The 22,988-nt window shown below is 62.0% G+C and carries 21 protein-coding genes; 17 read left to right on the top strand and 4 right to left on the bottom strand.

Annotated elements, in window-relative coordinates; translation table 11 throughout:
- Positions 1 to 8: 8 nt before the first annotated feature.
- From NKI69_RS13110 to tsf, 3 genes are all read left to right on the top strand, one after another.
- Positions 9 to 287 carry a DUF4031 domain-containing protein gene (locus NKI69_RS13110; protein WP_023812938.1) on the top strand — a complete coding sequence of 93 codons (279 nt, stop codon included), beginning with the start codon at positions 9 to 11 and terminating at the stop codon, positions 285 to 287.
- Between the two features lie 203 nt (positions 288 to 490).
- Positions 491 to 1,279, top strand: a complete 789-nt coding sequence (gene rpsB / locus NKI69_RS13105; protein WP_023812937.1) for a 30S ribosomal protein S2 — start codon at positions 491 to 493, stop codon at positions 1,277 to 1,279.
- 109 nt (positions 1,280 to 1,388) lie between these two features.
- Positions 1,389 to 2,309 (top strand): translation elongation factor Ts, encoded by a 921-nt coding sequence (gene tsf / locus NKI69_RS13100; protein ID WP_023812936.1) that lies wholly within the window; start codon positions 1,389 to 1,391, stop codon positions 2,307 to 2,309.
- A 21-nt stretch (positions 2,310 to 2,330) separates the two neighbouring features.
- On the opposite strand, the gene NKI69_RS13095 is transcribed toward tsf, so the two are convergent.
- Entirely contained in the window at positions 2,331 to 3,257 is a 927-nt protein-coding gene (locus NKI69_RS13095; protein WP_127295546.1) for a LysR family transcriptional regulator, read from the bottom strand.
- Positions 3,258 to 3,373: 116 nt separating this feature from the next.
- Between NKI69_RS13095 and NKI69_RS13090 the strand changes: the two genes are divergently transcribed.
- From NKI69_RS13090 to lpxB, 13 genes are all read left to right on the top strand, one after another.
- A complete protein-coding gene (locus tag NKI69_RS13090) occupies positions 3,374 to 3,901 on the top strand; it encodes a nuclear transport factor 2 family protein (RefSeq protein WP_128303617.1) in 528 nt (175 codons plus the stop codon).
- A gap of 38 nt (positions 3,902 to 3,939) precedes the next feature.
- Positions 3,940 to 5,046 carry an aldo/keto reductase gene (locus NKI69_RS13085; protein WP_023812932.1) on the top strand — a complete coding sequence of 369 codons (1,107 nt, stop codon included), beginning with the start codon at positions 3,940 to 3,942 and terminating at the stop codon, positions 5,044 to 5,046.
- Between the two features lie 147 nt (positions 5,047 to 5,193).
- A complete protein-coding gene (pyrH, locus tag NKI69_RS13080) occupies positions 5,194 to 5,916 on the top strand; it encodes a UMP kinase (RefSeq protein WP_013531760.1) in 723 nt (240 codons plus the stop codon).
- Positions 5,917 to 6,015: 99 nt separating this feature from the next.
- Positions 6,016 to 6,570 carry a ribosome recycling factor gene (gene frr, locus NKI69_RS13075; protein ID WP_023812931.1) on the top strand — a complete coding sequence of 185 codons (555 nt, stop codon included), beginning with the start codon at positions 6,016 to 6,018 and terminating at the stop codon, positions 6,568 to 6,570.
- Positions 6,571 to 6,604: 34 nt separating this feature from the next.
- On the top strand, positions 6,605 to 7,339 hold the full coding sequence (locus NKI69_RS13070) for an isoprenyl transferase (RefSeq protein ID WP_023812930.1): 735 nt from the start codon (positions 6,605 to 6,607) through the stop codon (positions 7,337 to 7,339).
- Positions 7,336 to 8,151 carry a phosphatidate cytidylyltransferase gene (locus NKI69_RS13065; RefSeq protein ID WP_023812929.1) on the top strand — a complete coding sequence of 272 codons (816 nt, stop codon included), beginning with the start codon at positions 7,336 to 7,338 and terminating at the stop codon, positions 8,149 to 8,151. The genes NKI69_RS13070 and NKI69_RS13065 overlap by 4 nt, the downstream gene beginning before the upstream one ends.
- A 104-nt stretch (positions 8,152 to 8,255) precedes the next feature.
- Positions 8,256 to 9,398: an RIP metalloprotease RseP gene (gene rseP, locus NKI69_RS13060; RefSeq protein ID WP_023812928.1), complete on the top strand. Its 1,143-nt coding sequence runs from the start codon at positions 8,256 to 8,258 to the stop codon at positions 9,396 to 9,398.
- A 217-nt stretch (positions 9,399 to 9,615) separates the two neighbouring features.
- Positions 9,616 to 11,982: an outer membrane protein assembly factor BamA gene (bamA, locus tag NKI69_RS13055; protein WP_352442395.1), complete on the top strand. Its 2,367-nt coding sequence runs from the start codon at positions 9,616 to 9,618 to the stop codon at positions 11,980 to 11,982.
- A 75-nt stretch (positions 11,983 to 12,057) separates the two neighbouring features.
- The gene (gene lpxD / locus NKI69_RS13050; protein WP_023812926.1) at positions 12,058 to 13,116 is read left to right on the top strand and encodes a UDP-3-O-(3-hydroxymyristoyl)glucosamine N-acyltransferase; all 1,059 of its coding nucleotides are present in this window, start codon (positions 12,058 to 12,060) and stop codon (positions 13,114 to 13,116) included.
- Positions 13,109 to 13,576 carry a 3-hydroxyacyl-ACP dehydratase FabZ gene (gene fabZ, locus NKI69_RS13045; protein ID WP_013531753.1) on the top strand — a complete coding sequence of 156 codons (468 nt, stop codon included), beginning with the start codon at positions 13,109 to 13,111 and terminating at the stop codon, positions 13,574 to 13,576. Before lpxD ends, fabZ begins: the two co-directional genes overlap by 8 nt.
- A gap of 13 nt (positions 13,577 to 13,589) precedes the next feature.
- The gene (gene lpxA / locus NKI69_RS13040) at positions 13,590 to 14,423 is read left to right on the top strand and encodes an acyl-ACP--UDP-N-acetylglucosamine O-acyltransferase (protein ID WP_023812925.1); all 834 of its coding nucleotides are present in this window, start codon (positions 13,590 to 13,592) and stop codon (positions 14,421 to 14,423) included.
- The gene (locus NKI69_RS13035; RefSeq protein WP_352721558.1) at positions 14,395 to 15,312 is read left to right on the top strand and encodes an LpxI family protein; all 918 of its coding nucleotides are present in this window, start codon (positions 14,395 to 14,397) and stop codon (positions 15,310 to 15,312) included. Before lpxA ends, NKI69_RS13035 begins: the two co-directional genes overlap by 29 nt.
- Positions 15,305 to 16,483 carry a lipid-A-disaccharide synthase gene (gene lpxB, locus NKI69_RS13030; RefSeq protein WP_352721556.1) on the top strand — a complete coding sequence of 393 codons (1,179 nt, stop codon included), beginning with the start codon at positions 15,305 to 15,307 and terminating at the stop codon, positions 16,481 to 16,483. Before NKI69_RS13035 ends, lpxB begins: the two co-directional genes overlap by 8 nt.
- 61 nt (positions 16,484 to 16,544) lie before the next feature.
- On the opposite strand, the gene gltA is transcribed toward lpxB, so the two are convergent.
- Both gltA and gltX read right to left on the bottom strand, forming a co-directional pair.
- Entirely contained in the window at positions 16,545 to 17,873 is a 1,329-nt protein-coding gene (gene gltA, locus NKI69_RS13025; RefSeq protein WP_352721554.1) for a citrate synthase, read from the bottom strand.
- Between the two features lie 185 nt (positions 17,874 to 18,058).
- Positions 18,059 to 19,483, bottom strand: a complete 1,425-nt coding sequence (gltX, locus tag NKI69_RS13020; RefSeq protein WP_352721552.1) for a glutamate--tRNA ligase — start codon at positions 19,481 to 19,483, stop codon at positions 18,059 to 18,061.
- A gap of 102 nt (positions 19,484 to 19,585) precedes the next feature.
- On the opposite strand from gltX, the gene NKI69_RS13015 reads away from it, so the two are divergent.
- A complete protein-coding gene (locus NKI69_RS13015; protein WP_352721550.1) occupies positions 19,586 to 22,036 on the top strand; it encodes a ComEC/Rec2 family competence protein in 2,451 nt (816 codons plus the stop codon).
- On the opposite strand, the gene lexA is transcribed toward NKI69_RS13015, so the two are convergent.
- On the bottom strand, positions 22,030 to 22,770 hold the full coding sequence (gene lexA, locus NKI69_RS13010) for a transcriptional repressor LexA (RefSeq protein ID WP_013531746.1): 741 nt from the start codon (positions 22,768 to 22,770) through the stop codon (positions 22,030 to 22,032). The genes NKI69_RS13015 and lexA overlap by 7 nt on opposite strands.
- Positions 22,771 to 22,988: the final 218 nt, after the last annotated feature.

Below are 22,988 nucleotides of genomic sequence, written 5' to 3'. Positions count from 1 at the left end.
CAAGCCTCATGGCAGTCTATGTCGACGCAGCGATCTGGAACTGGGCCGGCCATCGCTGGTGCCATCTGTTGGCCGACGACACCGACGAGTTGCATCGCTTTGCCGCCCGGCTCGGCGTCAAGCGTTCATCGTACCAGGGACCGCCCAAGACTTCGGCGCCGCATTATGACATAACGGGCTTCGAGCGTGATCGTGCGGTGCGGCTCGGCGCTATCGAATGCAGCCGCGAGGAGATCGTCGCGGTCTTCCGGCGGGTGCGGGTGCCGAACGGCAAGGTCAAGCGCTGACAGCAGGGCGCGGATCGTCGCACGCAACACCACGGATCCTGCGGCGCTTGCGTTTATCGCGCATCCCCTCTATATGCGCGCTCATTCCACACACGGACTTTGGTGTCTGCCCGGGAGAAATCCGGCTGAAACCTCCGGTGGCGTTCGAGGACAAAGTCCAAAAATGCCTGTGTCCGTGGAGGCTAACCGGAAAGGAACTTTGAATGGCACTGCCTGATTTCAGCATGCGCCAGCTTTTGGAAGCTGGCATTCACTTCGGCCACCAGACCCACCGCTGGAACCCGAAGATGGCGCCCTACATCTATGGCGCCCGCAACAACATCCACATCATCGACCTGTCGCAGACGGTGCCTTTGCTGCACCAGGCGCTGAAGCAGGTTTCCGACACCGTTGCCAAAGGTGGCCGCGTGCTGTTCGTCGGCACCAAGCGCCAGGCCTCCGACATCGTCGCCGATGCGGCACAGCGTTCGGCTCAGTATTATGTCAACTCGCGTTGGCTCGGCGGCATGCTGACCAACTGGAAGACGATCTCGAACTCGATCCAGCGCCTGCGCAAGCTCGACGAGATGCTGGCCGGCGAAGCGCAAGGGTTGACCAAGAAGGAACGCCTCAACCTCGACCGCGAGCGCGAGAAGCTCGACAAGGCGCTGGGCGGCATCAAGGACATGGGCTCGACGCCCGACCTGATGTTCGTGATCGACACCAACAAGGAAGCGATCGCCATCCTCGAGGCCAAGCGCCTCGGCATCCCGGTCGTCGCCATCATCGATTCGAACTGCGATCCGGACAAGATCGACTTCCCGATCCCCGGCAATGACGACGCGGCCCGTGCCATCCAGCTCTATTGCGACCTGATCGCCAAGGCTGCGATCGACGGCATCGCCCGCCAGCAGGGCGCGCTCGGCGTCGACATCGGCGCTTCGGTCGAAGCTCCGGTCGAACCCGCGCTCGACCCGGCTCCGGCCCCGGCGTCGGAAGCTCCCGAAGCTTGATAATCGAAGGCCGGTTGCGGCCTTCATCTTTCTCATATTCTGGCACGCTAAACAGACGCACCATCGAATACCGATGGTGCGTCGGTGCATTTAAAACAAAGAGGCGACAATGAGCATTTCGGCTGCACAGGTCAAAGAACTCCGCGACTTGACCGGCGCGGGCATGATGGATTGCAAGGCCGCGTTGACCGAGACCAACGGCAACATGGAAGAGGCCGTCGACTGGCTGCGCAAGAAGGGTATCTCCAAGGCCGACAAGAAGGCTGGCCGCACCGCGGCTGAAGGTCTGATCGGCGTCGACAATGGCGTGCGCGAAGCTGCCGTCGTGGAAGTCAATTCCGAGACCGACTTCGTGGCCCGCAACGCCGCGTTTCAGGAAATCGTCGCCAACGTTGCCAAGGTTGCGCTGGCCTATGGCACGACGGAGGCTGTGGCCGCCGCAAAGTATCCGGGGTCCGACAAGTCGGTTGCCGACACCATCAAGGACGCTGTCGGCACCATCGGCGAAAACATGGGCTTCCGCCGCTCGGCCAAGCTCACCGTTCCGCACGGCGCTGTCGCTACCTACGTTCACAACGCGGTTGCCGACGGCCTTGGCAAACTCGGCGTGCTGGTCGCGATCGAGACCACGGGCAATGAGCATGCCGCCAACGCCTTTGGCCGCCAGGTGGCGATGCATGTTGCCGCCACCAACCCTCTGGCGCTGACGGCAGAGCAGATCGATCCGGCCGCGGTCGAACGCGAGAAGGCGATCTTCTCCGACCAGGCGCGCCAGTCCGGCAAGCCGGAAGCGATCATCGAGAAGATGGTCGAGGGCCGTCTGCGCAAGTTCTACGAGGAAGTCGTGCTCCTGAAGCAGGCCTTCGTGCTCAATCCCGACATCACTGTCGAGAAGGCGCTGAAGGATGCCGAGAAGGAGATTGGTGCGCCGGCCAAGATCACCGCCTACCTGCGCTTTGCGCTGGGCGAGGGCATCGAGAAGGAAGAGACCGATTTCGCCGCGGAAGTCGCTGCAGCGGTCAAGAAATAGCCCTTTCCAGGGCTCACGAACTCAGGCAACTCGGCCGGGTGTCCGCAAGGAGGCCCGGCCGATTTCTTGTGCGGTGTCGATAAAGGCCCTGAGCTTCGGCGCCATCGCCGCCCGGCGAGGGAAATAGAGGAATAGCCCCGGTTCCTCGATCGCCGTCTGCGGCAGCACCTGGACGAGGCGGCCCGCGGCAAGATCGGCGCGCGCCAGCGGCTCGAACACATAGGCAAGCCCGACGCCTGCAAGCGCAAGATCGATTGCTGCGAGTGAATCCGTCACGACAACGCTGCCCCGCGTCTCCATGGCGATGTCCTTGCCATCCTCGATCAAATCCCAGCGATAGAGCGCACCGGAGCGGACGAGCCGGTAGCCGATACAATTGTGGTTCGCCAGGTCGGCAACGCCGCCGGGACGGCCGTGCCTTCCGATATAGGCGGGCGAGGCGACGATGACGACGGAGAATGGCGGCGTCAGCCGGACCGCAACCATGTCCTGAGCGATCATCTCGCCAAGCCGGACGCCGGCATCGAAGCCTTCGCCGACGATATCAACCAGACCCTGGTCAGCGAAGACCTCGACCGTAACCTCCGGATAGCGCTCGGCCATCGCCGCGACCACCGGCGTCACCGCCAATGGTATCGCTATGTTGGAGGCGTTGATCCTGAGCAGGCCAGACGGCCTGCCTTTGACGCTGCGGATGCGGTCCATCCGCTCGGCAATATCCTGGAGGGCCGGAGCCGCCGTTTCCACCAGCGCCTTGCCGGCCTCGGTGAGCGAAACGCTGCGCGTCGTGCGGGCGAACAAGGGCTGGCCGATCCGCTCTTCGACAATGCGCACCGCATGGCTGACCGCCGAAGGGCTCATGCCGAGTTCGGCGGCGGCAAGCGCGAAGCCGCCACGCCGGGCAACGGCGACCACGACCGGAAGATGGCTGAGCAGATCGCGATCCATTCATGAATGATATCGCATGGTCTTTGCGAACAATGCAACCTTATCGATGCCAAGGCGGTGGTCCACATTGTCGCCAACTCATCGGCGATCGGCTGATGGCACTGAGGAGACGAGACATGAACACGTTAAAGCACGTAACTTTCACGGCAGGCATGGCGTTGGCGCCGATGGATGCCGGTGGGGCGGAGCCATCAGACTGGCGGGCCCTTGCAGACGAACGCGCGGTCATTCGCATTGCCGATGCCATCGACCGGGCCGTTGACGCCCAGGACTGGAAACTTGCACGCGGCTATTTTGCGGATCGGATCACCGCCGACTTCAGCAGTCTCTCCGGACAGCCGGCGGCCAACATCGCTTCCGACGATCTGGTTGGCGCTTGGGCGGCCAACCTCAAGGGCAGCAAGACAAGCCTGCATCTGCGCACCAATCACCAGGTCGCTCTCAAGGCGGACACGGCGACTGTCCTGTCGAACGGCTATGCTTGGAACCGGATGGAAGGCAATGGCGACCCGCTTTGGGAGGTCTGGGGCACCTATGAGCATCACCTGACGCGTTTTGCGGATGGCTGGAAGGTCGATGGCTTCGCGTTCCACATGACACACGAGCGCGGCAATCCCTGGGTCAAGAACACTCCGGGCCAGTGACGCGCGGGGTATCTATCACCAAGCATTGGAAGACGATCATGACCATGACCTACTACACTCTTGGCAACAGCGGCCTTAGGGTCAGCCGACTGGCACTGGGCACGATGACTTTCGGCAAGGAATGGGGCTGGGGAGCCGACAGGGATACGGCGCGGGCGATTTTCGACGCCTATGTCGAGGCGGGCGGCAATGTGTTCGACACGGCGGATCTCTACACAGATGGCACGGCCGAAGCCTGGCTTGGTGAATTCATCGCCGAGCGCGGGCTGCGCGACACGGCGGTGATAGCCAGCAAGTTCACCATGAACATGCAGCCCGGCAATCCGAATGCTGGCGGCAACGGCCGCAAGAACATCATGCGGGCCGTCGATGCTTCGCTGAAACGGTTGGGGACCGACTATATCGATCTCTATCTCATGCATGTCTGGGACAGGCTGACCCCGGCTGAAGAGGTCATGCGCACGCTGGACGACCTGGTCCGGATGGGCAAGGTGCGCCATGTCGGCCTTTCCGATGTGCCCGCCTGGTATGCGGGCCGCGCACAGGCGATCGCCGAATTGCGAGGATATGAGCCGGTTTCGGCGCTACAGCTCGAATATTCGCTGGCCGAACGCGCGATCGAGAACGAGTTCGTGCCATTCGGCACGCGCCATGGCGCCGGCATCATGGTGTGGAGCCCGCTGGCCGGCGGTTTGCTGAGCGGCAAGTATCGACCGGCCCAGACCGGAAACGGCCGCCTCGACGGATTTCGCAACTCGACGCATCCGGGTTTCCAAAAGTTCACGCAACGCAACTGGGCTATCGTGGCCGAACTCGAGAAGGTCGCATCCGAGGTCGGCCGCAGCATGCCTCAGGTCGCGCTCAACTGGGTGGCCACGCAGCCGGGGATCGCAACCGTCATCCTCGGTGCGACGACGCTCAGCCAAATGCATGACAATCTTGGCGCGCTGGATTTCGAGATTCCGAAAGCGCATCGCGACCGGCTGGAGAGAGCCAGCAGAACTCCAGCGCCGTTTCCCTATTCCTATTTCGGTTCGCAGATACAGGCGCGCGTTACCGGCGGCGCGACAACCGGCGACAAGCCCCCCAACTACGTGTCACCGGTGCTTATCGAAGGAGAGTCGGCCAGCGTGTCCACCAATTGATCAATGGGCAGGAAACCGGCAATTTGCCGTTTGGGCGCCGCGTGGCATCGCGGCGCCCTTCGTGTATCGGAACGCCATTGTTTCGGATGGCGCGCCTGCGCCAGAGCAGCCACCCGGAACGCGCCACATGCAAATGAAGAGGCCCAGATGACGGTGAAGCCCCTCTACCGACGTGTCTTGCTGAAAGCGTCGGGCGAAGCACTGATGGGCGAGCAGCATTTCGGCATCGACGTTTCAGTAGTGGATCGCATCGCCGGCGACATCGCCGAGGCGCGTGCATTGGGCATCGAGGTCGGCGTCGTCATCGGCGGCGGCAACATCTTTCGCGGCGTGGCCGTTGCCTCCAAGGGCGGCGACCGTGTCACCGGCGACCACATGGGCATGCTTGCCACGGTGATCAACTCGCTGGCGCTGCGCACGTCGTTGAACAAGATCGGCGTCGACGCCGTGGTGCTTTCGGCGATCGCCATGCCCGAACTTTGCGAGAGCTTTTCGCAGCGCCAGGCGACCGCCTACATGAACCAGGGCAAGGTGGTGATCTTTGCCGGCGGCACCGGCAATCCATTCTTCACCACTGATTCGGCCGCAGCCCTTCGCGCCGCTGAAATCGGCGCCGACGCGCTGTTCAAGGGCACTCAGGTCGACGGCGTCTACTCGGCGGACCCGAAGAAGGACCCGAATGCGACGCGTTTCGAGCGCATCAGCCATGGCGAAGTCATAAATCGCGGCCTTTCCATCATGGATACCGCTGCGATTGCACTTGCGCGCGAAAACAACATTCCGATAATCGTCTATTCGATCCACGAAAAAGGTGGTTTCGGCGATATTCTGAGGGGCGGCGGCCGCTGCACGGTCGTCGCGGACGATTGATCGGCGGCCTGACCCGAAAAGGGAAGCCGGTTTTCGGAAGTTCGATTCGAAGACGGCCCCGAAGCAGTGAGCCCGCATTAGACGGTCGAGGAGATAAAGATGAGTGGTGAGTACGACGATCTCAAGCGGCGCATGGATGGGGCCATTGCCGCGTTCAAGCATGATCTGGCCTCGCTGCGGACCGGTCGCGCCTCCAGCAATCTGCTCGATGCGATCCAGGTGCAGGCCTACGGCACCACCATGCCGATCAATCAGGTCGCCAACGTCTCGGTGCCGGAGCCGCGCATGATCTCGGTATCGGTATGGGACAAGTCGATGGTTGGCGCGGTCGACCGCGCGATCCGCGAATCCAATTTGGGGTTCAACCCGATCGTAGACGGCACCAACCTCAGGATTCCACTTCCCGAACTTAACGAACAGCGCCGCAAGGAACTGGTCAAGATCTCGCACACCTACGCCGAGAACGCCCGTGTCGCCGCGCGCCATGTGCGCCGCGACGGCATGGACTTCCTGAAGAAGGCGGAGAAGGACGGCGACATCAGCGAAGACGATCAGCGCAAGCGCTCGGACCAGGTCCAGAAACTTACCGACGAGACGATCAGCAACATCGACCACCTGCTTTCCGATAAGGAAGCTGAAATCATGCAGGTTTAGGGTCATGGCCGCCGGCTGACCCGAAAGCAAGAACATGGCAACGCCCGCGCATGTCGCGATCATCATGGACGGAAACGGACGCTGGGCCAAGGCGCGCGGCATGCCCCGTCTTGCGGGCCACCGTGCCGGTGTCGAGGCGCTGCGCAAGACGGTGCGCGCGGCACCTGGGCTCGGCATTTCCTACCTGACCGTCTATGCTTTCTCGTCGGAGAATTGGTCGCGGCCGAAGTCCGAGGTCAGCGACCTGATGGGCCTCTTGAAAATGTTCATCCGCCGTGACCTTGCTGAACTGCACCAGAGCGGTGTGCGGGTTAGAATCATCGGCGACCGGGCAGGGCTGCAGTCTGATATCAGGGGACTGCTCGATGAGGCCGAAACGCTGACGGCCGCAAACGAATCGCTGACGCTGGTGATCGCCTTCAACTATGGCGGACGAGACGAAATCGTTCGCACGGCACAAAAGCTTGCGGCGGCCGTGGCGCGTGGCGAACTCGACGCCGAGGCGATATCAGCCGAAAGTTTTGCCGGCGCGCTTGATACGCAAGGCATTCCCGACCCGGAACTCGTCATCCGCACCAGCGGCGAGCTTCGGTTGTCAAACTTCCTTCTGTGGCAAGCCGCCTATAGCGAACTCGTCTTCCTGCCTTGCTATTGGCCCGACTTCAGCCGCGAGCACCTTGCGGAAGCTTTGCGTGAGTTTGCTGGCCGCGAACGCCGTTTCGGCGGACTTGGAGGCCAGGACGTCGCTTCGCGACCGGCCGCGGGATGAGCAATCTTCAACTCCGTATCGTTTCGGCGATCGTGCTCGCCATCATCACTCTCGGCTTGACCTGGATCGGCGGTTTGCCGTTCCGGCTGCTGTGTGCCGTGATCGTAGCGGCGATCTTCTATGAATGGACCCGCATGTCGCGGCCAACCGGGGCAACGGGTCTGGGTTTCCTGCCGGAAGCACTGCTGGTTGTCTTCATTGGCGCCTTGATTGGCGGCCTGGCCTCCTCCTGGCTGCTACCGCTTGTGGCGGCCATTGTTGCCGCAACGGCGATAGCCGCCTCGGTTCGCAAGACCGGACAATGGGATGCGAGCGGCCTTGCCTATGCCGCGGTTTCAGGCCTGTCGCTCGCCTTGCTGCGGGATGGCGATCGTTCAGGCCTCATTGCCATCCTGTTCCTGTTCGCGGTCGTCTGGGCCACCGATATCCTTGCCTATTTCGTGGGGCGCGCCGTTGGGGGGCCGAAACTGGCGCCGGCGATCTCGCCCGGCAAGACGCGCAGCGGCGCACTCGGCGGCGCTGTCGGCGGCGTCGTCGCCGGGCTGGTCCTCGCCGCAGCTGCCGGTGTCGGCAATCTGGTATTGCTCGGCTTGGTCGCGCTCGTGCTGTCGATTGTCTCGCAGGCAGGCGACCTGTTCGAATCCTGGATCAAGCGCCGCCATGGCCGCAAGGATTCGGGGGCGCTCATCCCGGGCCATGGCGGCGTCATGGATCGTGTCGACGGGCTTGTCGCAGCGGCATTCGCCCTATACGTCATCGGCTGGATTTCGGCGAACGCCGATCATCCGGCGCAGGGTCTGTTTCCCGTTTGAGCGATGTCATTTCAGGGTCCTATGCGCGGTGCGCCTTGGATTCGCCCGGATTGGTGTCACAGTCACGGCGCAGTCTGCGCCGTGGAAGAATTTGAGGGTTTGTCTTGAACGAGATTCTTCACGCGCTTTTCAGCACAGAAGGCTTTGTCCTGGGCACGCTGGTGCCATTCCTCTTCGTGCTGACAGTGGTCGTGTTCGTCCATGAAATGGGCCATTACCTTGTCGGGCGCTGGTGCGGCATCGGTGTCAGGGCCTTCTCGATCGGCTTCGGCCCGGAACTTTTCGGCTTCAACGACAGCCACGGCACGCGCTGGAAACTGTGTGCGATACCGCTTGGCGGCTATGTCAAATTCGTCGGCGACATGAACGCCACATCGAGCCAGCCCACGTCGGAAGAAATTGAAACGCTGACCGAGGAAGAGCGCAAGGTCGCCTTCCACACGCAGCCGATCTGGAAGCGCGCGGCAACGGTGGTGGCCGGACCGTTGTTCAATTTCCTGCTGACGATCGTCGTCTTTTCCGTGCTGTTCACCGCCTATGGCCGCTATGTCGCCGAGCCCATGGTGGCCGAGGTGACCGCCGACAGCCCGGCGGCGAAGGCCGGCATTCTTCCCGGCGACCGATTCGTCAGCGTCGACGGCAACAAGGTCGAAACCTTTGGCGACGTTCAACGCCTGGTCTCGGGCCGTGCCGACGACGCAATCACCTTCGTCATGCTGCGCGACGGCCAGGAGGTCACTGTGACCGCGGCGCCGCGGCTGATGGAACAGGAAGACGCGCTCGGCAACAAGGTCAAGGTCGCCGTGATCGGTGTCGTCAATAACAAGGAACTCGGCCAGCCGAGGCTCATCACCTACACGCCGGTCGGAGCGGTCGCGGCGGCGGTCGAGGAAACCGGTCACGTCATCCAGCGCACCGGCCAGTTCCTGCAGCGCTTTGTTGTCGGGCGCGAAGACAAATGTCAGCTGGGCGGTCCGGTGAAGATAGCCGACATGGCGGGCAGGGCTGCGAAACTGGGATTCGAATGGCTCGTGCAGCTGGTTGCACTGCTATCCGTTGGCATCGGAATTCTGAACCTTTTGCCGATTCCCCCCCTCGACGGCGGTCACCTCTTGTTCTACGGGGTGGAGGCTGTCATTCGCCGTCCGGTGTCGGAACGGATGATGGAAATGGCCTATCGGGCCGGGTTGCTTCTGGTGCTGTGCTTCATGGGGTTCGTTTTTTGGAACGATCTGTTTGGGTGCTGAAATCATGAAGAAATTTGGCTTCTGCATGGACGATGTTGAGACGCCGTTTACCATGCAAGGGGATATGAGTGACGCGAAAGCCACGCCGCAGGGTTAAGTAAATACAAATTAACCAGAAGCCTTGCGTGTAGGGAAAATCCGGTTAATACGGTAGGGGAAATTACCGCACGTCCGGTTTTCTCGCCGTGGGGACTACGAGAAAAGGTTATTAAGCCCGATGAAGGCAGCATCCAAGTTTCTAAGCGCCGCGTCCGCGGTGACCCTGTCCGCGGCCATGGTCGTGCCAGGCGCGCTCGCAGTGCAGTTCGTTGCCACATCGGCGGCTGAAGCCGCTGTCGTCAGCAGAGTCGAAGTGAGCGGCAATCAGCGTATCGACGCTGAGACCATCCGCAATTACATCACCATCAAGCCGGGCAAGGCTTTCTCCAGTTCCGATATCGACGGTGCGGTCAAGGCGCTCTTCGGCACAGGCCTGTTTTCGGACGTGCAGATCAACCAGGTCGGCTCGACGCTGGTGGTCAAGGTTGCCGAGTACCAGGTTGTCAACCAGGTGCTGTTCCAGAACAACAAGAAGCTCAAGGACAATGCGCTTGCGGCGGCCGTGCAGCTGAAGCCGCGCGGAACGTTCTCGCAGGCGACGCTCGATGCCGACGTGGAATCGGTCAAGGCTGCATACAGGCGCATTGGTCGCGACGATGTGACCGTGACCACGCAGGTCATGCAGCTTGGCGACAATCGCGTAAATGTTGTCTTCAACATCGCTGAAGGCGATCGCACGCAGATCGCGGCGATCAATTTCGTCGGCAATAGCGCCTATTCCAGCCGCCGCCTGTCGGATATCATCAACACCAAGCGTTCGTCCTGGGTTTCCTTCATCCTGCGCGACGACGTCTATGACGACGACAAGCTGCGCGCCGACCAGGAGCTGCTGCGTCGCTTTTACTACAATCATGGGTATGCCGACTTCCAGGTCGTGTCCGCTGTCGGTGAACTCGACAGTGCGACGAACAAGTACACGGTCACCATCACCGTCCAGGAAGGCGACCGCTACACGTTCGGTGACGTCAGCGTCGAGAGCTCGATCCCTGAAGTCGACGGCAAGTCGCTGGAATCGGTGATCGAGACCCACAAGGGTGACGTCTACAACGCCAAGAACGTAGAGGATTCCATCATCGCGCTGACCGAGAAGGTGGCCGGTTCCGGCTATGCCTTCGCGCAGGTCACGCCGCGCGGCGACCGCAATTTCGAGAACCACACCATTTCGGTTGTCTATACGATCGACCAGGGCACCAAGGCCTATATCGAACGCATCGAGATCCGCGGCAACGATCGCACGCGTGACTATGTCATTCGCCGTGAGTTCGACGTCAGCGAAGGCGATGCCTTCAACCAGGTGCTCATCCAGCGCGCGAAGAAGCGTTTGGAAAACTTGAATTACTTTGAGAAAGTCGACATCTCGACCGTGCCGGGCTCGCAGCCTGACCAGGTCGTTCTGGTGGTCGATGTGGTCGAGAAATCGACCGGCGAGTTCTCGGTAGGCGCTGGTTATTCGACCGGTGGCGACACGGCCGGTCCGTCGGTCGAAGGCTCGGTGACCGAGCGCAACTTCCTCGGTCGTGGCCAGTTCATCAAGCTGTCGGCGGGCGGCGGCAAGAATTCACGCGACTACAGCCTGTCCTTCACCGAGCCTTATTTCCTCGGACGGCGCATCGCTGCCGGTTTCGACATCTTCAAGCAGACCAGGGAATACGACAACTACGAAAGCGACACTGTGGGCGCGACGGTGCGCTTCGGTCTGCCGATCACCGACAGCATCTCGACCCAGTTGGCGTACAACATCTCGCAAGAAAAGTATAAGCTGGAAGACGATTGCGTGACCGGCGGCGTTTACGATCCGGCGAAGTGTGACGTTTCCACGGCTATCCTGGATGGCATCGAACAAAGCCCTTGGATCAAGTCGTCGGTCAGCCTCGGGCTGGTCTACAACACCATCGACGATATGAAGAGCCCGCACGAGGGTATCTACGCCACCACGACGGTAGAAGTCGCAGGCCTCGGCGGTGATGCCAAGTTCGTGAAGGTCACGGGGCGCGGCAGCATCTACCAGACGTTGTCGGAGCAGTACGACCTAGTCGGGCTCATTTCAGGTGGCGCTGGCCATGTTGAAGGATACGGCAGCGATGGTCTGCGGATCTTCGATCAATTCCAGAGCACCGATCGCATGATCCGTGGCTTTGCCTATGGCGGCATCGGTCCTGTCGATATTGCTACGGGCGACCATCTCGGCGGCACGACCTATTTCAATGCGTCCGCAGAAGCTCAGTTTCCGTTGCCGGTCGTACCGGAAAGCTTCGGCTTGCGTGGCGCTGTCTTCGCGGATGCGGCAACGCTCTATGGAAGCAAGGTCGACACCGCTGGCGTCACCCAGGACTCGGTCGGCATGAAGTTGCGTGCCTCGGTCGGCCTCGGCCTGATGTGGGCGTCGCCGTTCGGTCCGATCCGTATCGACTATGCGATCCCGGTCAAGAAGGAAGCGCGCGACGACGTGCAGGAATTCAACTTCGGCATATCGACCCGCTTCTGATCGGCGGCCAACGATGCTCCCGGGTCTTCAGGGTCCGGGAGAAATGTTCCGACCTAGCTGGATATAGCTTCTGGAATGACCGATCCGGTGTTCTTCGCGCCATCACGCCGGTATACGGCGGGCGAAGTCGCGAATCTGACCGGCTCGGTGCTCGTCGATTCCGGCCACTCAGATATTTCGATCGAAGCACTCGCGCCAGCCAGCGAGGGCGGCGAGAATGCGCTCGTCTTTGTCGACGGCAAGCGCAATTCCGCGCTGATGCCGTCGCTGCGGGCAGCCGCGGTCCTGTGCCCGGCGGAATTTGCCGGCAAGGCGCCGGCCGGCGTTGCCGTTCTGGTTCATCCGCGTCCGCAACAGGCCTTCGCGTTTGTCGGGCGTCTGCTGTTTCCGAGGGCGGCGACACCAGGGCCGATGACCAGTGAAACCGGCGTCTCGCCGCACGCTCATGTCGATGCGACCGCGCATGTCGAAGCCGGTGCCGTCATCGAAGCCGGCGCGGTCATCGGGCCAGGTGCTTCGATCGGCAGCGGTACCGTCATCGCCCCAAATGCGGTCATCGGATCATCTTGCCAGATCGGCCGCGACGGCTATGTCGGTCCAGGCGCTAGCATCCAGTATGCCTTGATCGGCAATCGCGTCATCATTCATGGCGGCGCCAGGATAGGCCAGGATGGTTTTGGGTTCGTTGGCGGGGCCAAGGGTCCCGAGCGCGTGCCGCAGATCGGCCGTGTCGTTATCCAGGATGACGTCGAGATCGGCTCCAACACCACCGTCGATCGCGGCGCCATGTCCGATACGGTCATCGGCCAGGGCACCAAGATCGACAATCTCGTGCAGATCGCCCATAACGTCCGCATCGGCCGCAATTGCATAATAGCCGGGCTTTCGGGTATTTCGGGTTCTGTGGTCGTGGGTGACAATGTCACCATGGGCGGCGGCGTCGGGCTTGCGGATCACCTGACCATAGGGACAGGGGCCAAGCTTGCCGCCAGAAGTGGATTTATGAGCAATGTCCCTGCAGGCGAGATCTGGGGCGGCTATCCGGCACAGCCGATGGCGGAAGCCATGCGGGAGATAGCCATGCTGCGCAAGCTCGCCAGGACCCGCAAACAGGGCGAGGGAGGCAATGGCTGACATGATCGCGTCGACGACGCTGGAAGCGGTCGACATCATGGGGCTGATGAAGCTCCTGCCGCACCGCTATCCGTTCCTGATGATCGATCGTATCGTCGACATCGATGGCGACGAATCCGCCATCGGCATCAAGAACGTGACCATAAACGAGCCGCATTTTCAGGGCCATTTCCCTGAGCAGCCGGTCATGCCGGGTGTGCTCATCGTCGAGGCGATGGCGCAGACGGCCGGCGCCATCTGTATCCGCAGCCTGGGCACCGAAAAGCCGTCGCTGGTCTATTTCCTGACCATCGACAACGCCAAATTCCGCAAACCGGTCGTTCCCGGCGACCAGTTGAAGATCTATGTCAAGAAAATCAAGAAACGCGGCAATCTGCTCAAATTCGCTTGTGAAGCTATGGTCGACGGCGCCAAGGCGGCCGAGGCCGAGATTTCAGCCATGATGGTCACCAGCGACTGACGATCGAGTGCTTATGAAAATCAAAACATCCATCCATGCTTCCTCCGTTGTGGAGGAAGGCGCTCAAATCGGCCAAGGTGTGCGCATCGGACCGTTCTGCCATGTCGGTGCCGATGTGGTGATCGGCGACGACGTCGAACTGGTCAGTCATGTCTCGGTGATGGGCGCGACGTCGATCGGCGCCTCGACCAAGGTCTATCCGATGGCGACATTGGGCGCACCGCCGCAAAACACCAAGCACAAGGGCGGCCGCACCACCCTGGTCATCGGCAAGAACTGCACGATCCGCGAAGGCGTGACCATGCATCTCGGCACCGATTCCAGCCGCGGCGAGACCACGGTCGGCGACAATGGCAATTTCCTTGCCTACGCCCATATCGCCCATGATTGCGTCGTCGGCAACAATGCGACGTTCGCCAATGGCGCAACGCTGGGCGGCCACTGCGAGGTCGGCAACAATGTCTATATCGGCGGCCTGACCGCAGTGCATCAGTTTGTCCGCATCGGCGACAACGCCTTTCTGGGCGGTTGCTCTGCGATCGTCGGCGATGTCATCCCCTTTGCCATCGCGGTCGGCAACCGCGCCAGCCTGCGCGGTCTCAACATCATCGGCCTCAAGCGCTCCGGCCTGCCGAGGTCCGAAATCCTTGTGCTGCGCAAGGCTTACAGGATGATCTTCGATCGTTCCCGCACCGTTGGCGAGAACATCGAATTCGCCAAAGCGGAGTTCGCGTCGTCGCCGACCGCCATGAAGATCATCGATTTCATCACCAGTCGCGGCAAGCGGCACTATGCTGTGCCGTCGCTCAAGGGCGGCGATGGCGACGATGTCGATGACGAAGACTGAGACAGCGGCAGCGCGTCTTGATCTTCCGCCGGGCTCCAGGGTCGGCATCATTGCCGGCGGCGGCAGTCTGCCGGTCGAAGTCGCGGCCGGTTCGGCTGAACAAGGTTATCCGCCCTTCGTCATCCTGATGGAAGGCGAAGTCGACCGCATCGCGGAACTCTCCCGATACGATCACGAAAACCTCGCTCTGGAAGGTATAGGCTCGCTCGTCCCATTGCTGCGGCGGCACCGGATCACCCATCTGGTGCTTGCAGGCGAGATCAAGCGCCGGCCGCGATTGCTTGCGCTGCGCCCCAGTCTCAGCCTGCTCGCGGTGATTCCTTTGGTCGTCATGGCGCTCGCGCGTGGCGATGATGGTCTTCTAAAGATCTTGGCACGGGGCCTCGAAGCGCGTGGAATAAAGGTCGTTGGCGCCCACGAAGTAGTGCCGAATCTTGTCGCCGCCGAAGGCGTGCTAACCAAGGCCGAACCGCGAAAATTGGACTGGCGTGATATCGACGCAGGCCTTGCGGCAGCAAGGGCCATCGGGGCGCTGGATGTCGGCCAGGCGGCGATCGCGGTTGGCGGCCGGGCAATCGCGCTGGAAGGCATCGAAGGAACAGCCGGCCTGCTTGATCGTGCGAAGCTGCTGCGCGGCCACGGCCGTATTGCGGGCAAGACCCGGGGCGTCCTCGTCAAGTGCGCCAAGCCTGGTCAGGAACTGCGCGCCGATCTTCCATCCATCGGTCCGCAGACGGTCGAGGCAGCGCACGCGGCCGGGCTCGCCGGCATTGCCGTCGAGGCGGGACGCTCGCTGATCCTCGAAGGTCCTGAAACCATCGCACGCGCCAATGCACTCGGCCTGTTCGTCCTTGGCCTGCCTGTCGCCACGGAGCCGCGTAATGGCTGACAGGGTATTGAAGATCGCGATCGTTGCCGGAGAGGAGTCCGGCGACCTGCTCGGCGCCGACATAGTACGCTCGCTCAGGCAGGCGGCCGGGCGCGAGGTGCAACTCGTCGGCCTCGGCGGCCGTCATTTGCAGGCGCTGGGACTGGTCTCGCCATTCGATGCCGGTGAGATCGCCCTCATGGGGTTCAGTGCCGTCCTGCGCGACCTGCCGCGCCTGATACGGCGGATCAGCCAACTGGCCAAGACCGTTGCCGACGAAAAGCCGGACTGCCTTGTCACCATCGACAGTCCGGACTTTTCGTTGCGCGTCGCCAAAAAGGTGCGTGCGGCCAACCCGTCGATTCCGATCATCCACTATGTCTGCCCGAGCGTATGGGCGTGGCGGCCGGGCAGGGCGGTGGCGATGAAGCCCTATGTCGACCACATCCTCTGCATCTTGCCTTTCGAGGTCAAGGAGCTCGATCGGCTCGGCGGGCCACCGGGCACTTATGTCGGGCATCGCCTGACCCACGATGCGGGCTTGCTGGCCGCAGCCAAGGCGCAGGAGCTGCCGCACGACCTTTCTCCTGATCGCGTCAAGACCCTGCTCGTCCTGCCCGGTTCGCGGCGTGGCGAGGTACGGCGGCTGCTCGACCCGTTCGGCGAGACGGTGTCGATTCTGCGTGCGCGTGGCCACCGCCTACGGCTGCTGCTGCCGACCGTTCCGCATGTCGCCGACCTCGTCAAATCCTCCGTCAACCGCTGGGATGAAAAGCCTGAGATCATCGTCGATCCCCAACGCAAATGGCAGGCTTTCGGCAAAGCCGATGCGGCGCTGATCGCGTCCGGGACGGTATCGCTGGAACTGGCGCTGGCCGGCGTGCCGATGATTTCCTGCTACAGGCTCGACCCGGTCGCGCGCGTCTTGGCGCCGTACCTCGTTTCCGTCTGGTCGGCGCTGCTGCCCAATCTGATATCGGATCGAGCGCTTATTCCGGAATTCTACGACGGCTACATCAAGCCGAACAATCTGGCCCGGCAATTGGAAGCCCTGTTCGCCGACAGCGGCATGCGCGCCTGGCAGAAGAATGGATTTGCAGAGATCACGCGGCGCATGGCGACGGATAGACCGTCCGGCGAGATCGCCGCGCAGGTGGTGATGCGGTATATCAAGAGAGGGAATAGTCAGTAGTCAGTAGGGAAGTTGACCGTGCCTACTGCCTACTGCCCAATCCCCAATCCCTACTCCCAATTCACCGCTTGGCGATCGGCACGTAGTCACGCTCGGGTGCGCCGGTATAGAGCTGACGCGGGCGGCCGATCTTCTGGCGCGGATCCTCGATCATCTCTTTCCACTGGGCGATCCAGCCGACGGTGCGGGCGACCGCGAACAGCACGGTGAACATGGTGGTGGGAAAGCCCAGCGCCTTCAGCGTGATGCCGGAATAGAAGTCGACATTCGGGTAGAGCTTCTTCTCGATGAAATAGGAATCGGTCAGCGCGATCTTTTCCAGCTCCATGGCGATGTCGAGCAGCGGATCGTCCTTGATGCCGAGCTCGCCCAGAACCTCATGTGCCGTCTTCTGCATGATCTTGGCGCGCGGATCGTAGTTCTTGTAGACGCGGTGGCCAAAGCCCATCAAGCGGAAGGGGTCGTCCTTGTCCTTGGCGCGGGCGATGAATTCGGGGATATGATCGACATGGCCGATCTCGCCAAGCATGTTGAGCGCCGCTTCATTGGCGCCGCCATGCGCCGGTCCCCACAGGCAGGCTATACCGGCGGCGATGCACGCAAACGGGTTGGCGCCCGACGAGCCGGCGAGACGAACGGTCGAGGTCGAGGCGTTCTGCTCGTGGTCGGCGTGCAAAATGAAGATGCGCTCCATGGCGCGCGCCAGCACCGGGTTGATCTTGTATTCCTCGCACGGCACGGCAAAGCACATGTGCAGGAAGTTGGCGGCGAAGTTGAGCTCGTTCTTCGGGTAAATGAACGGCTGGCCGATGTGGTATTTGTAGGCCATCGCCGCGATCGTCGGCATCTTGGCGATCAGCCGCATGGAGGCAACCATGCGCTGGTAGGGGTCGGAGATGTCGGTGGAGTCGTGGTAGAAGGCCGACAGCGCGCCGACCACGCCGCACATCACCGCCATCGGATGCGCGTCGCGGCGGAAGCCGGTGAAAAAGCGCGACATCTGCTCATGCACCATGGTGTGGCGCGTCACGCGGTAATCGAAATCGTCCTTCTGCGCCTTGGTCGGCAATTCACCGTAGAGCAGGAGATAGCAGACCTCGAGGAAGTCGCCATGTTCGGCCAACTGGTCGATCGGATAGCCGCGGTGCAGGAGGACGCCGGCGTCGCCGTCGATGAAGGTGATTTCGGACTCGCAGCTTGCCGTCGAGGTGAAGCCGGGATCGTAGGTGAAAGCGCCGGTGGTGGAGTAGAGCGAGGCGATGTCGATGACATCAGGCCCGACCGAACCACTTCGCACCTTGAATTCATGGGTCTTGCCGGCGAATGCAAGCGTTGCCGTGGCCTCCTGGGTCTTGCCGCCCAAATCCATTTTTTTCGCAGCTTCGGTCATTGCAAACTCCTTCTTGTTTCCTCATGCCGGCAAAGGCAAAATTCTGCAGAGCGACACGTCGAAAATCACCGCAATGCGCGTATTCGCCACCGCATTTCAGGAGGTGCGTGCCAGATTGGGCCAAGGCCTAATGTTGCACTGCGAAACCCGCCTTTCAATGCCAATCTTCTTGGGCCAGTTTGCTCCTAATCGATTTGATCTGAGATGCGCGCCAGGCTTTCCTCGCGGCCGAGCACGGCGAGCACATCGAACACGCCCGGCGAGGTGCTTTTGCCGGTCAAAGCGGCGCGCAAAGGCTGGGCCACCGCGCCGAGTTTGTGACTGCCGGCCGCAGCCACCTCACGGATCGCCGCCTCCGCCGAGGCGGCTGTCCAGTCACTCGCAAGCCCGTTCAAAGCTTCGTGAGCACTGCGCAGGATCTTGCGGGCATCGTCGGTGAGCAGAAGGGCCGCCTTGTCGTCGATCGGCAGCGGTCGCGTGGCAAACAGGAAGGCCGCGCCGTCGACGAGCTCGACCAGCGTCTTGGCGCGCTCCTTCAGGCCCGGAAGCGCTGCCAGCAACTGCGCCTTGGTGCTGTCCTTCAGGCGTGCTGCGATCGCCGGGCCACCTTCGAGATAGGGCAGGGTGGCGATGAAGATGTCGAACAGCTCGGCATCGCTCATGCGGCGCATATGCGCGCCGTTGATCGCTTCCAGTTTGGCGAAGTCGAAGCGCGCCGCGCCCTTGTTGACATCGCCGATGTCGAACCACGAGATCATATCCTTGATCGACATGATCTCGTCGTCGCCATGGCTCCAGCCAAGGCGCGCCAGGTAGTTGAGCAGCGCCTCCGGCAGGTAGCCCATGGCGCGATAGGCCTCGACGCCAAGCGCGCCGTGCCGCTTCGACAGCTTGGCGCCATCGGCGCCGTGGATCAGCGGGATATGCGACATGGACGGCACGTCCCAGCCCATGGCGTTGTAGATGACGGTCTGGCGGGCGGCATTGGTCAGATGATCATCGCCGCGAATGATGTGGGTGACGGCCATGTCATGATCGTCGACGACGACGGCATGCATGTAAGTGGGATTGCCGTCCGAACGCAGGATGATGAAGTCGTCGAGATCCTTGTTGGGAAAGCGCACGTCGCCCTGGACACGGTCATGAACGATGGTCTCGCCTTCGGTCGGCGCCTTGATGCGGATGGCGCCCTTGGCGCCTGCGGGCGCCTCTGAGGGGTCGCGGTCGCGCCAGCGGCCGTCATAGCGGGGCGGCAGCCCCTTGGCTCTGGCAGCCTCGCGCATGGCCTCCAGTTCGGCTGGCGTGGCATAGCAATAATAGGCCATGCCCATGCGCACGAGCTCCTCAGCCACCTCGCGGTGGCGCGGCGCACGCTCGAACTGTGACACCGGCTCGCCGTCCCAGCTCAGGCCAAGCCAGGAAAGCCCGTCGAGGATGGCAGCCGTCGCGGCTTCATTGGAGCGTTCACGGTCGGTGTCTTCGATGCGCAGCAGCATCGTGCCGCCAGTGTGCTTTGCATACAGCCAGTTGAACAGCGCCGTGCGCGCGCCGCCTATGTGCAGATAGCCGGTGGGCGAGGGGGCAAAACGGGTGACGACCTTGTCGGACATGGAACTCTCGGAAACCATCTGAAGCGGGGTGCGGTTGCGCGGACTTTCGCGCGCCCGGCGTTCATGTAGCATAGGGTGTCGAGGGCGCAAGGGGCAGACCCGATGGCTGGACGAGGCTGGGGCTCGGATCAGGGCGAGGACGCTGCCATCGGCGTCAGCGAACGGTCCCTCTTTGCGCCTCTGCCATTGCCATCGCCCCTCCTGCCGGATCCCGGCCAAGCGCCGTTACAAGCGGATGTCGCCGCCTCTGTTCCTGTTGCCGAAACCGGCAGGATCGTTCGCGTGCGCCGGCAAATCAGCCTGACATCACTGCCTCGCCTGCGCCACAGCGTGAACACGGCGGCGAGCCTGGAACTCGACCGGGGCGTGGCCTTCCTGCTGGTGCCGGTCTGCCTGGCGATCGGAGCGATCGGCTATTTTTCGCTGGCGGCGGAGCCTGACTTTGCGAGACCTGTCGCGGTTGTCATTCTGACGGGGATCTGTGCGCTGGTCTCGCGTTCATGGTCAAAGACCCATCTGTGCGCCATGGCCGCACTTTTGTGCGCCCTAGGACTGCTTGCTGCCAAGGTCGAGACGTGGCGTGCGGGCACACAAATGTTGGGCTCGGAAATTTCGACGCAAGTCACCGGCCGCGTCGTTTCGCTCGACCGTATGGAGAGCGGTCGTATCCGGTTGACCATCGACGTGATCTCGACCGCCAGGCCGAAACTGCGCTATGCGCCGGAACGTGTGCGGCTTTCGGCACGCAAGATCCCGGCTGACGTGACCGCCGGCTCCCTCATCACCGGATATGCCAAGCTTTTGCCGCCGACCGGGCCGGTGCGGCCGGACAGCTATGATTTCTCCTTCGACAGCTATTTTGCCGGCATCGGCGGCAGCGGATTCTTTCTCGGCAATCCAAAGCTTGTCGTTAGCGACGATGGCGACATGCCGCTGTCGGCCCGAATTTCCTCCAGTGTGGAAAAAGCCCGTGAAGGTATCGCCGACCATATCAGGGCCAGCGTCGGCGGCGCCGAAGGCGAGATCGCCGCGGCGCTCATCGTCGGCGTGCGCGCCGGCATTCCCGATGAGATCAATGAGGCGATGCGACGTACCGGCATCTACCACATCATCTCCATTTCGGGACTGCACATGGCGCTGGTCGCGGGCACCATCATGGGATTGCTGCGCGGCGCCTTCGCCTTGTTTCCCGACTTTTCCGCGCGTCGCCCGGTCAAGAAGTATGCCGCTGCCGCCGCGCTGTTCTCGATCGCGGCCTATCTCATCATCTCTGGAGTCGTCGTTGCCGCCGAGCGCAGCTTCATCATGCTGGCGGTGATGCTGATTGCCGTGCTGTTCGATCGAGCAGCACTCACCATGCGCAATCTGGCGATCTCGGCGATCGCCGTCATCGTGGTGTCGCCGCATGAGGTGGTCGGCCCGAGTTTTCAGATGTCGTTCGCCGCGACCGCGGCTCTGGTCGGCGCCTATGCCGGCTGGGCCGATCACCGCGCGGGAAAAGCAAGGCCGCCGCCGCCAAAGCGATCCATGCCCGGTTTCCTGACGCGAAAGTTCGTGCTGGCGGCAACCGGCCTTGCCATGACCTCGATCATCGCCGGCAGCGCCACGACGCTGTTTGCCATCTGGCATTTTCAGCGTGTGTCGCCGCTCAGCCTGTTTGCCAATCTCGCGGTTATGCCGATCGTCACCGTCGTCATGTTCCTGGCCGTCGCCAGCGCGCTGCTGATGCCTTTCGGATTGGATTGGCCGGCTCTCTACCTGATGGGCAAGGGCCTGACGATGATGATCGCCATATCGGGCTGGATCTCCGAGCGTTCGCCTGTCGATGGAGTCGGGCTGATTTCCCAACACTCGGTCCTGCTGGTGGCAATTGCCCTGGTCATCGCGACGATGGCGACAACTTGGCTGCGGCTCGCTGCTCTGCCACTCGCGCTGGCAGGCTTGCTGACCGTCTCGGATACGCGCACGCCGGATGTGCTGATCTCGGAAGACGCCCGGCTGGTGGCGTTGCCGATCGGTGGCGGCGAGCTTGCCGTCAGCCGGGAACGGCCGAACGAATTCACCGTCGACAACTGGAAACGCGCCCTGACATCAGAAACCATCGTCGTGCCAGAGGTGTTCGACAACAGCGATGGGCAATTCGATGTCGCGGATGCCGTTGATCTGCCGCTGGGATCGCCGTTTTATTGCTCCTCAGGCGTTTGCGTGGCCAGGCACATGTCCGGTGCGATCATTGCCTATGTCGAGGACCGCAAGGACACCTGGAAAGCCTGCGGCTTCGCCGAGCTGATCGTCATCAATGACGCCACCGCGTATGACGCCTGTCACAATCCGCTGGTTCTCGTCATCACCAAGCGGCAACTGGCTCGCAAAGGCAGTGCCGCGGTCTTCTTCGATCGCCAATCGGCGACCACGCCGGCGACGATCAGCTTCGCGGTGGACAGCCCATATCGGCCCTGGCACACGCAACGCAAATACTCTCGTGAGGCAAGGGGGCTGGCACCCTTCAAGAAACCGGAGAAGCCAGCGGCCAACCCACAGCCGCCTCAGTAGCGGCGGATCAGGCCGACGAGCTTGCCTTGCACCTTGACCCTGTCCGGGCCGAAAATACGGGTTTCATAGGCCGGATTGGCGGCTTCGAGAGCAATCGAAGCGCCCTTGCGGCGGAACCGCTTCAGCGTCGCTTCCTCTTCATCGACCAGCGCCACGATGATCTCGCCGGGGCTCGCCGTGTCGGCATTGCGGATGATGACGGTGTCGCCGTCGAAGATACCGGCCTCGATCATCGAGTCTCCCTTGACCTCCAGCGCATAGTGGGCGCCGCCCATGATCATGTCCGGCGGCACCGAGATCGAATGCGTCTGATGCTGGATGGCATCGATCGGCACACCGGCGGCGATACGGCCCATGACCGGGATCGACACGGCGGAGACCGCATCGTCATCATTGCCGGGCGAGGGCATCCGCGAAGGCGCCGGCTTGATCTGCCGGCCAAGGGCGCCACCCTGACCGAGACTGCCCTGGATGACGCTTGGCGAAAACTTCTTTGCCGCGTTGAGACCGGGCGCGATCGAGTCCGGCAATCGCAGCACTTCCAGCGCGCGTGCCCGGTTGGGCAACCGGCGAATAAAGCCGCGCTCCTCAAGTGCGGTGATCAGCCGATGAATCCCGGATTTGGAGGCAAGGTCAAGCGCCTCCTTCATCTCGTCGAAGGATGGCGGAATGCCGCTCTCCTTCAGGCGTTCATGGATGAACATCAGCAGTTCATGTTGCTTGCGCGTCAGCATGGCGGCCCCCAGGTTACCTGAAACCAGAATCGAAAAACAAACCCAGAACAAACCCTATCTGTTCCAGTTGTGTTCTGCAACCGTTTAAAGTTTAATGAATTTGTTAAGGCTGCTGAAATTATTTGGCGCTTGCCAGCGGGTCGCGATCAACAGGCGCTAGGCACGGCGATGCGCCTGCTCACATTGAAATTATTATGGTTAATGACCTGTGGCTCATC

This window comes from Mesorhizobium sp. M0491, from assembly GCF_040321265.1.
In the GTDB taxonomy this organism is placed as follows: domain Bacteria; phylum Pseudomonadota; class Alphaproteobacteria; order Rhizobiales; family Rhizobiaceae; genus Mesorhizobium.
The sequence above is the reverse complement of the archived record's forward strand: the minus strand, read 5'-3'. Positions and strand labels throughout refer to the sequence as shown.

What these genes read in the sequence shown, in the direction of transcription:
- lpxA (WP_023812925.1), top strand. Translation starts at nt 13,590, where the DNA reads ATGAAAATCAAAACATCCATCCATGCTTCCTCCGTTGTGGAGGAAGGC.
- gltX (WP_352721552.1), bottom strand. Translation starts at nt 19,483, where the DNA reads ATGTCCGACAAGGTCGTCACCCGTTTTGCCCCCTCGCCCACCGGCTAT.
- NKI69_RS13070 (WP_023812930.1), top strand. Translation starts at nt 6,605, where the DNA reads ATGGCAACGCCCGCGCATGTCGCGATCATCATGGACGGAAACGGACGC.
- fabZ (WP_013531753.1), top strand. Translation starts at nt 13,109, where the DNA reads ATGGCTGACATGATCGCGTCGACGACGCTGGAAGCGGTCGACATCATG.
- pyrH (WP_013531760.1), top strand. Translation starts at nt 5,194, where the DNA reads ATGACGGTGAAGCCCCTCTACCGACGTGTCTTGCTGAAAGCGTCGGGC.
- NKI69_RS13085 (WP_023812932.1), top strand. Translation starts at nt 3,940, where the DNA reads ATGACCATGACCTACTACACTCTTGGCAACAGCGGCCTTAGGGTCAGC.
- lexA (WP_013531746.1), bottom strand. Translation starts at nt 22,770, where the DNA reads ATGCTGACGCGCAAGCAACATGAACTGCTGATGTTCATCCATGAACGC.
- lpxB (WP_352721556.1), top strand. Translation starts at nt 15,305, where the DNA reads ATGGCTGACAGGGTATTGAAGATCGCGATCGTTGCCGGAGAGGAGTCC.
- gltA (WP_352721554.1), bottom strand. Translation starts at nt 17,873, where the DNA reads ATGACCGAAGCTGCGAAAAAAATGGATTTGGGCGGCAAGACCCAGGAG.
- NKI69_RS13035 (WP_352721558.1), top strand. Translation starts at nt 14,395, where the DNA reads ATGGCGACGATGTCGATGACGAAGACTGAGACAGCGGCAGCGCGTCTT.
- NKI69_RS13090 (WP_128303617.1), top strand. Translation starts at nt 3,374, where the DNA reads ATGAACACGTTAAAGCACGTAACTTTCACGGCAGGCATGGCGTTGGCG.
- rpsB (WP_023812937.1), top strand. Translation starts at nt 491, where the DNA reads ATGGCACTGCCTGATTTCAGCATGCGCCAGCTTTTGGAAGCTGGCATT.
- lpxD (WP_023812926.1), top strand. Translation starts at nt 12,058, where the DNA reads ATGACCGATCCGGTGTTCTTCGCGCCATCACGCCGGTATACGGCGGGC.
- tsf (WP_023812936.1), top strand. Translation starts at nt 1,389, where the DNA reads ATGAGCATTTCGGCTGCACAGGTCAAAGAACTCCGCGACTTGACCGGC.
- NKI69_RS13065 (WP_023812929.1), top strand. Translation starts at nt 7,336, where the DNA reads ATGAGCAATCTTCAACTCCGTATCGTTTCGGCGATCGTGCTCGCCATC.
- NKI69_RS13110 (WP_023812938.1), top strand. Translation starts at nt 9, where the DNA reads ATGGCAGTCTATGTCGACGCAGCGATCTGGAACTGGGCCGGCCATCGC.
- frr (WP_023812931.1), top strand. Translation starts at nt 6,016, where the DNA reads ATGAGTGGTGAGTACGACGATCTCAAGCGGCGCATGGATGGGGCCATT.
- bamA (WP_352442395.1), top strand. Translation starts at nt 9,616, where the DNA reads ATGAAGGCAGCATCCAAGTTTCTAAGCGCCGCGTCCGCGGTGACCCTG.
- NKI69_RS13015 (WP_352721550.1), top strand. Translation starts at nt 19,586, where the DNA reads ATGGCTGGACGAGGCTGGGGCTCGGATCAGGGCGAGGACGCTGCCATC.
- NKI69_RS13095 (WP_127295546.1), bottom strand. Translation starts at nt 3,257, where the DNA reads ATGGATCGCGATCTGCTCAGCCATCTTCCGGTCGTGGTCGCCGTTGCC.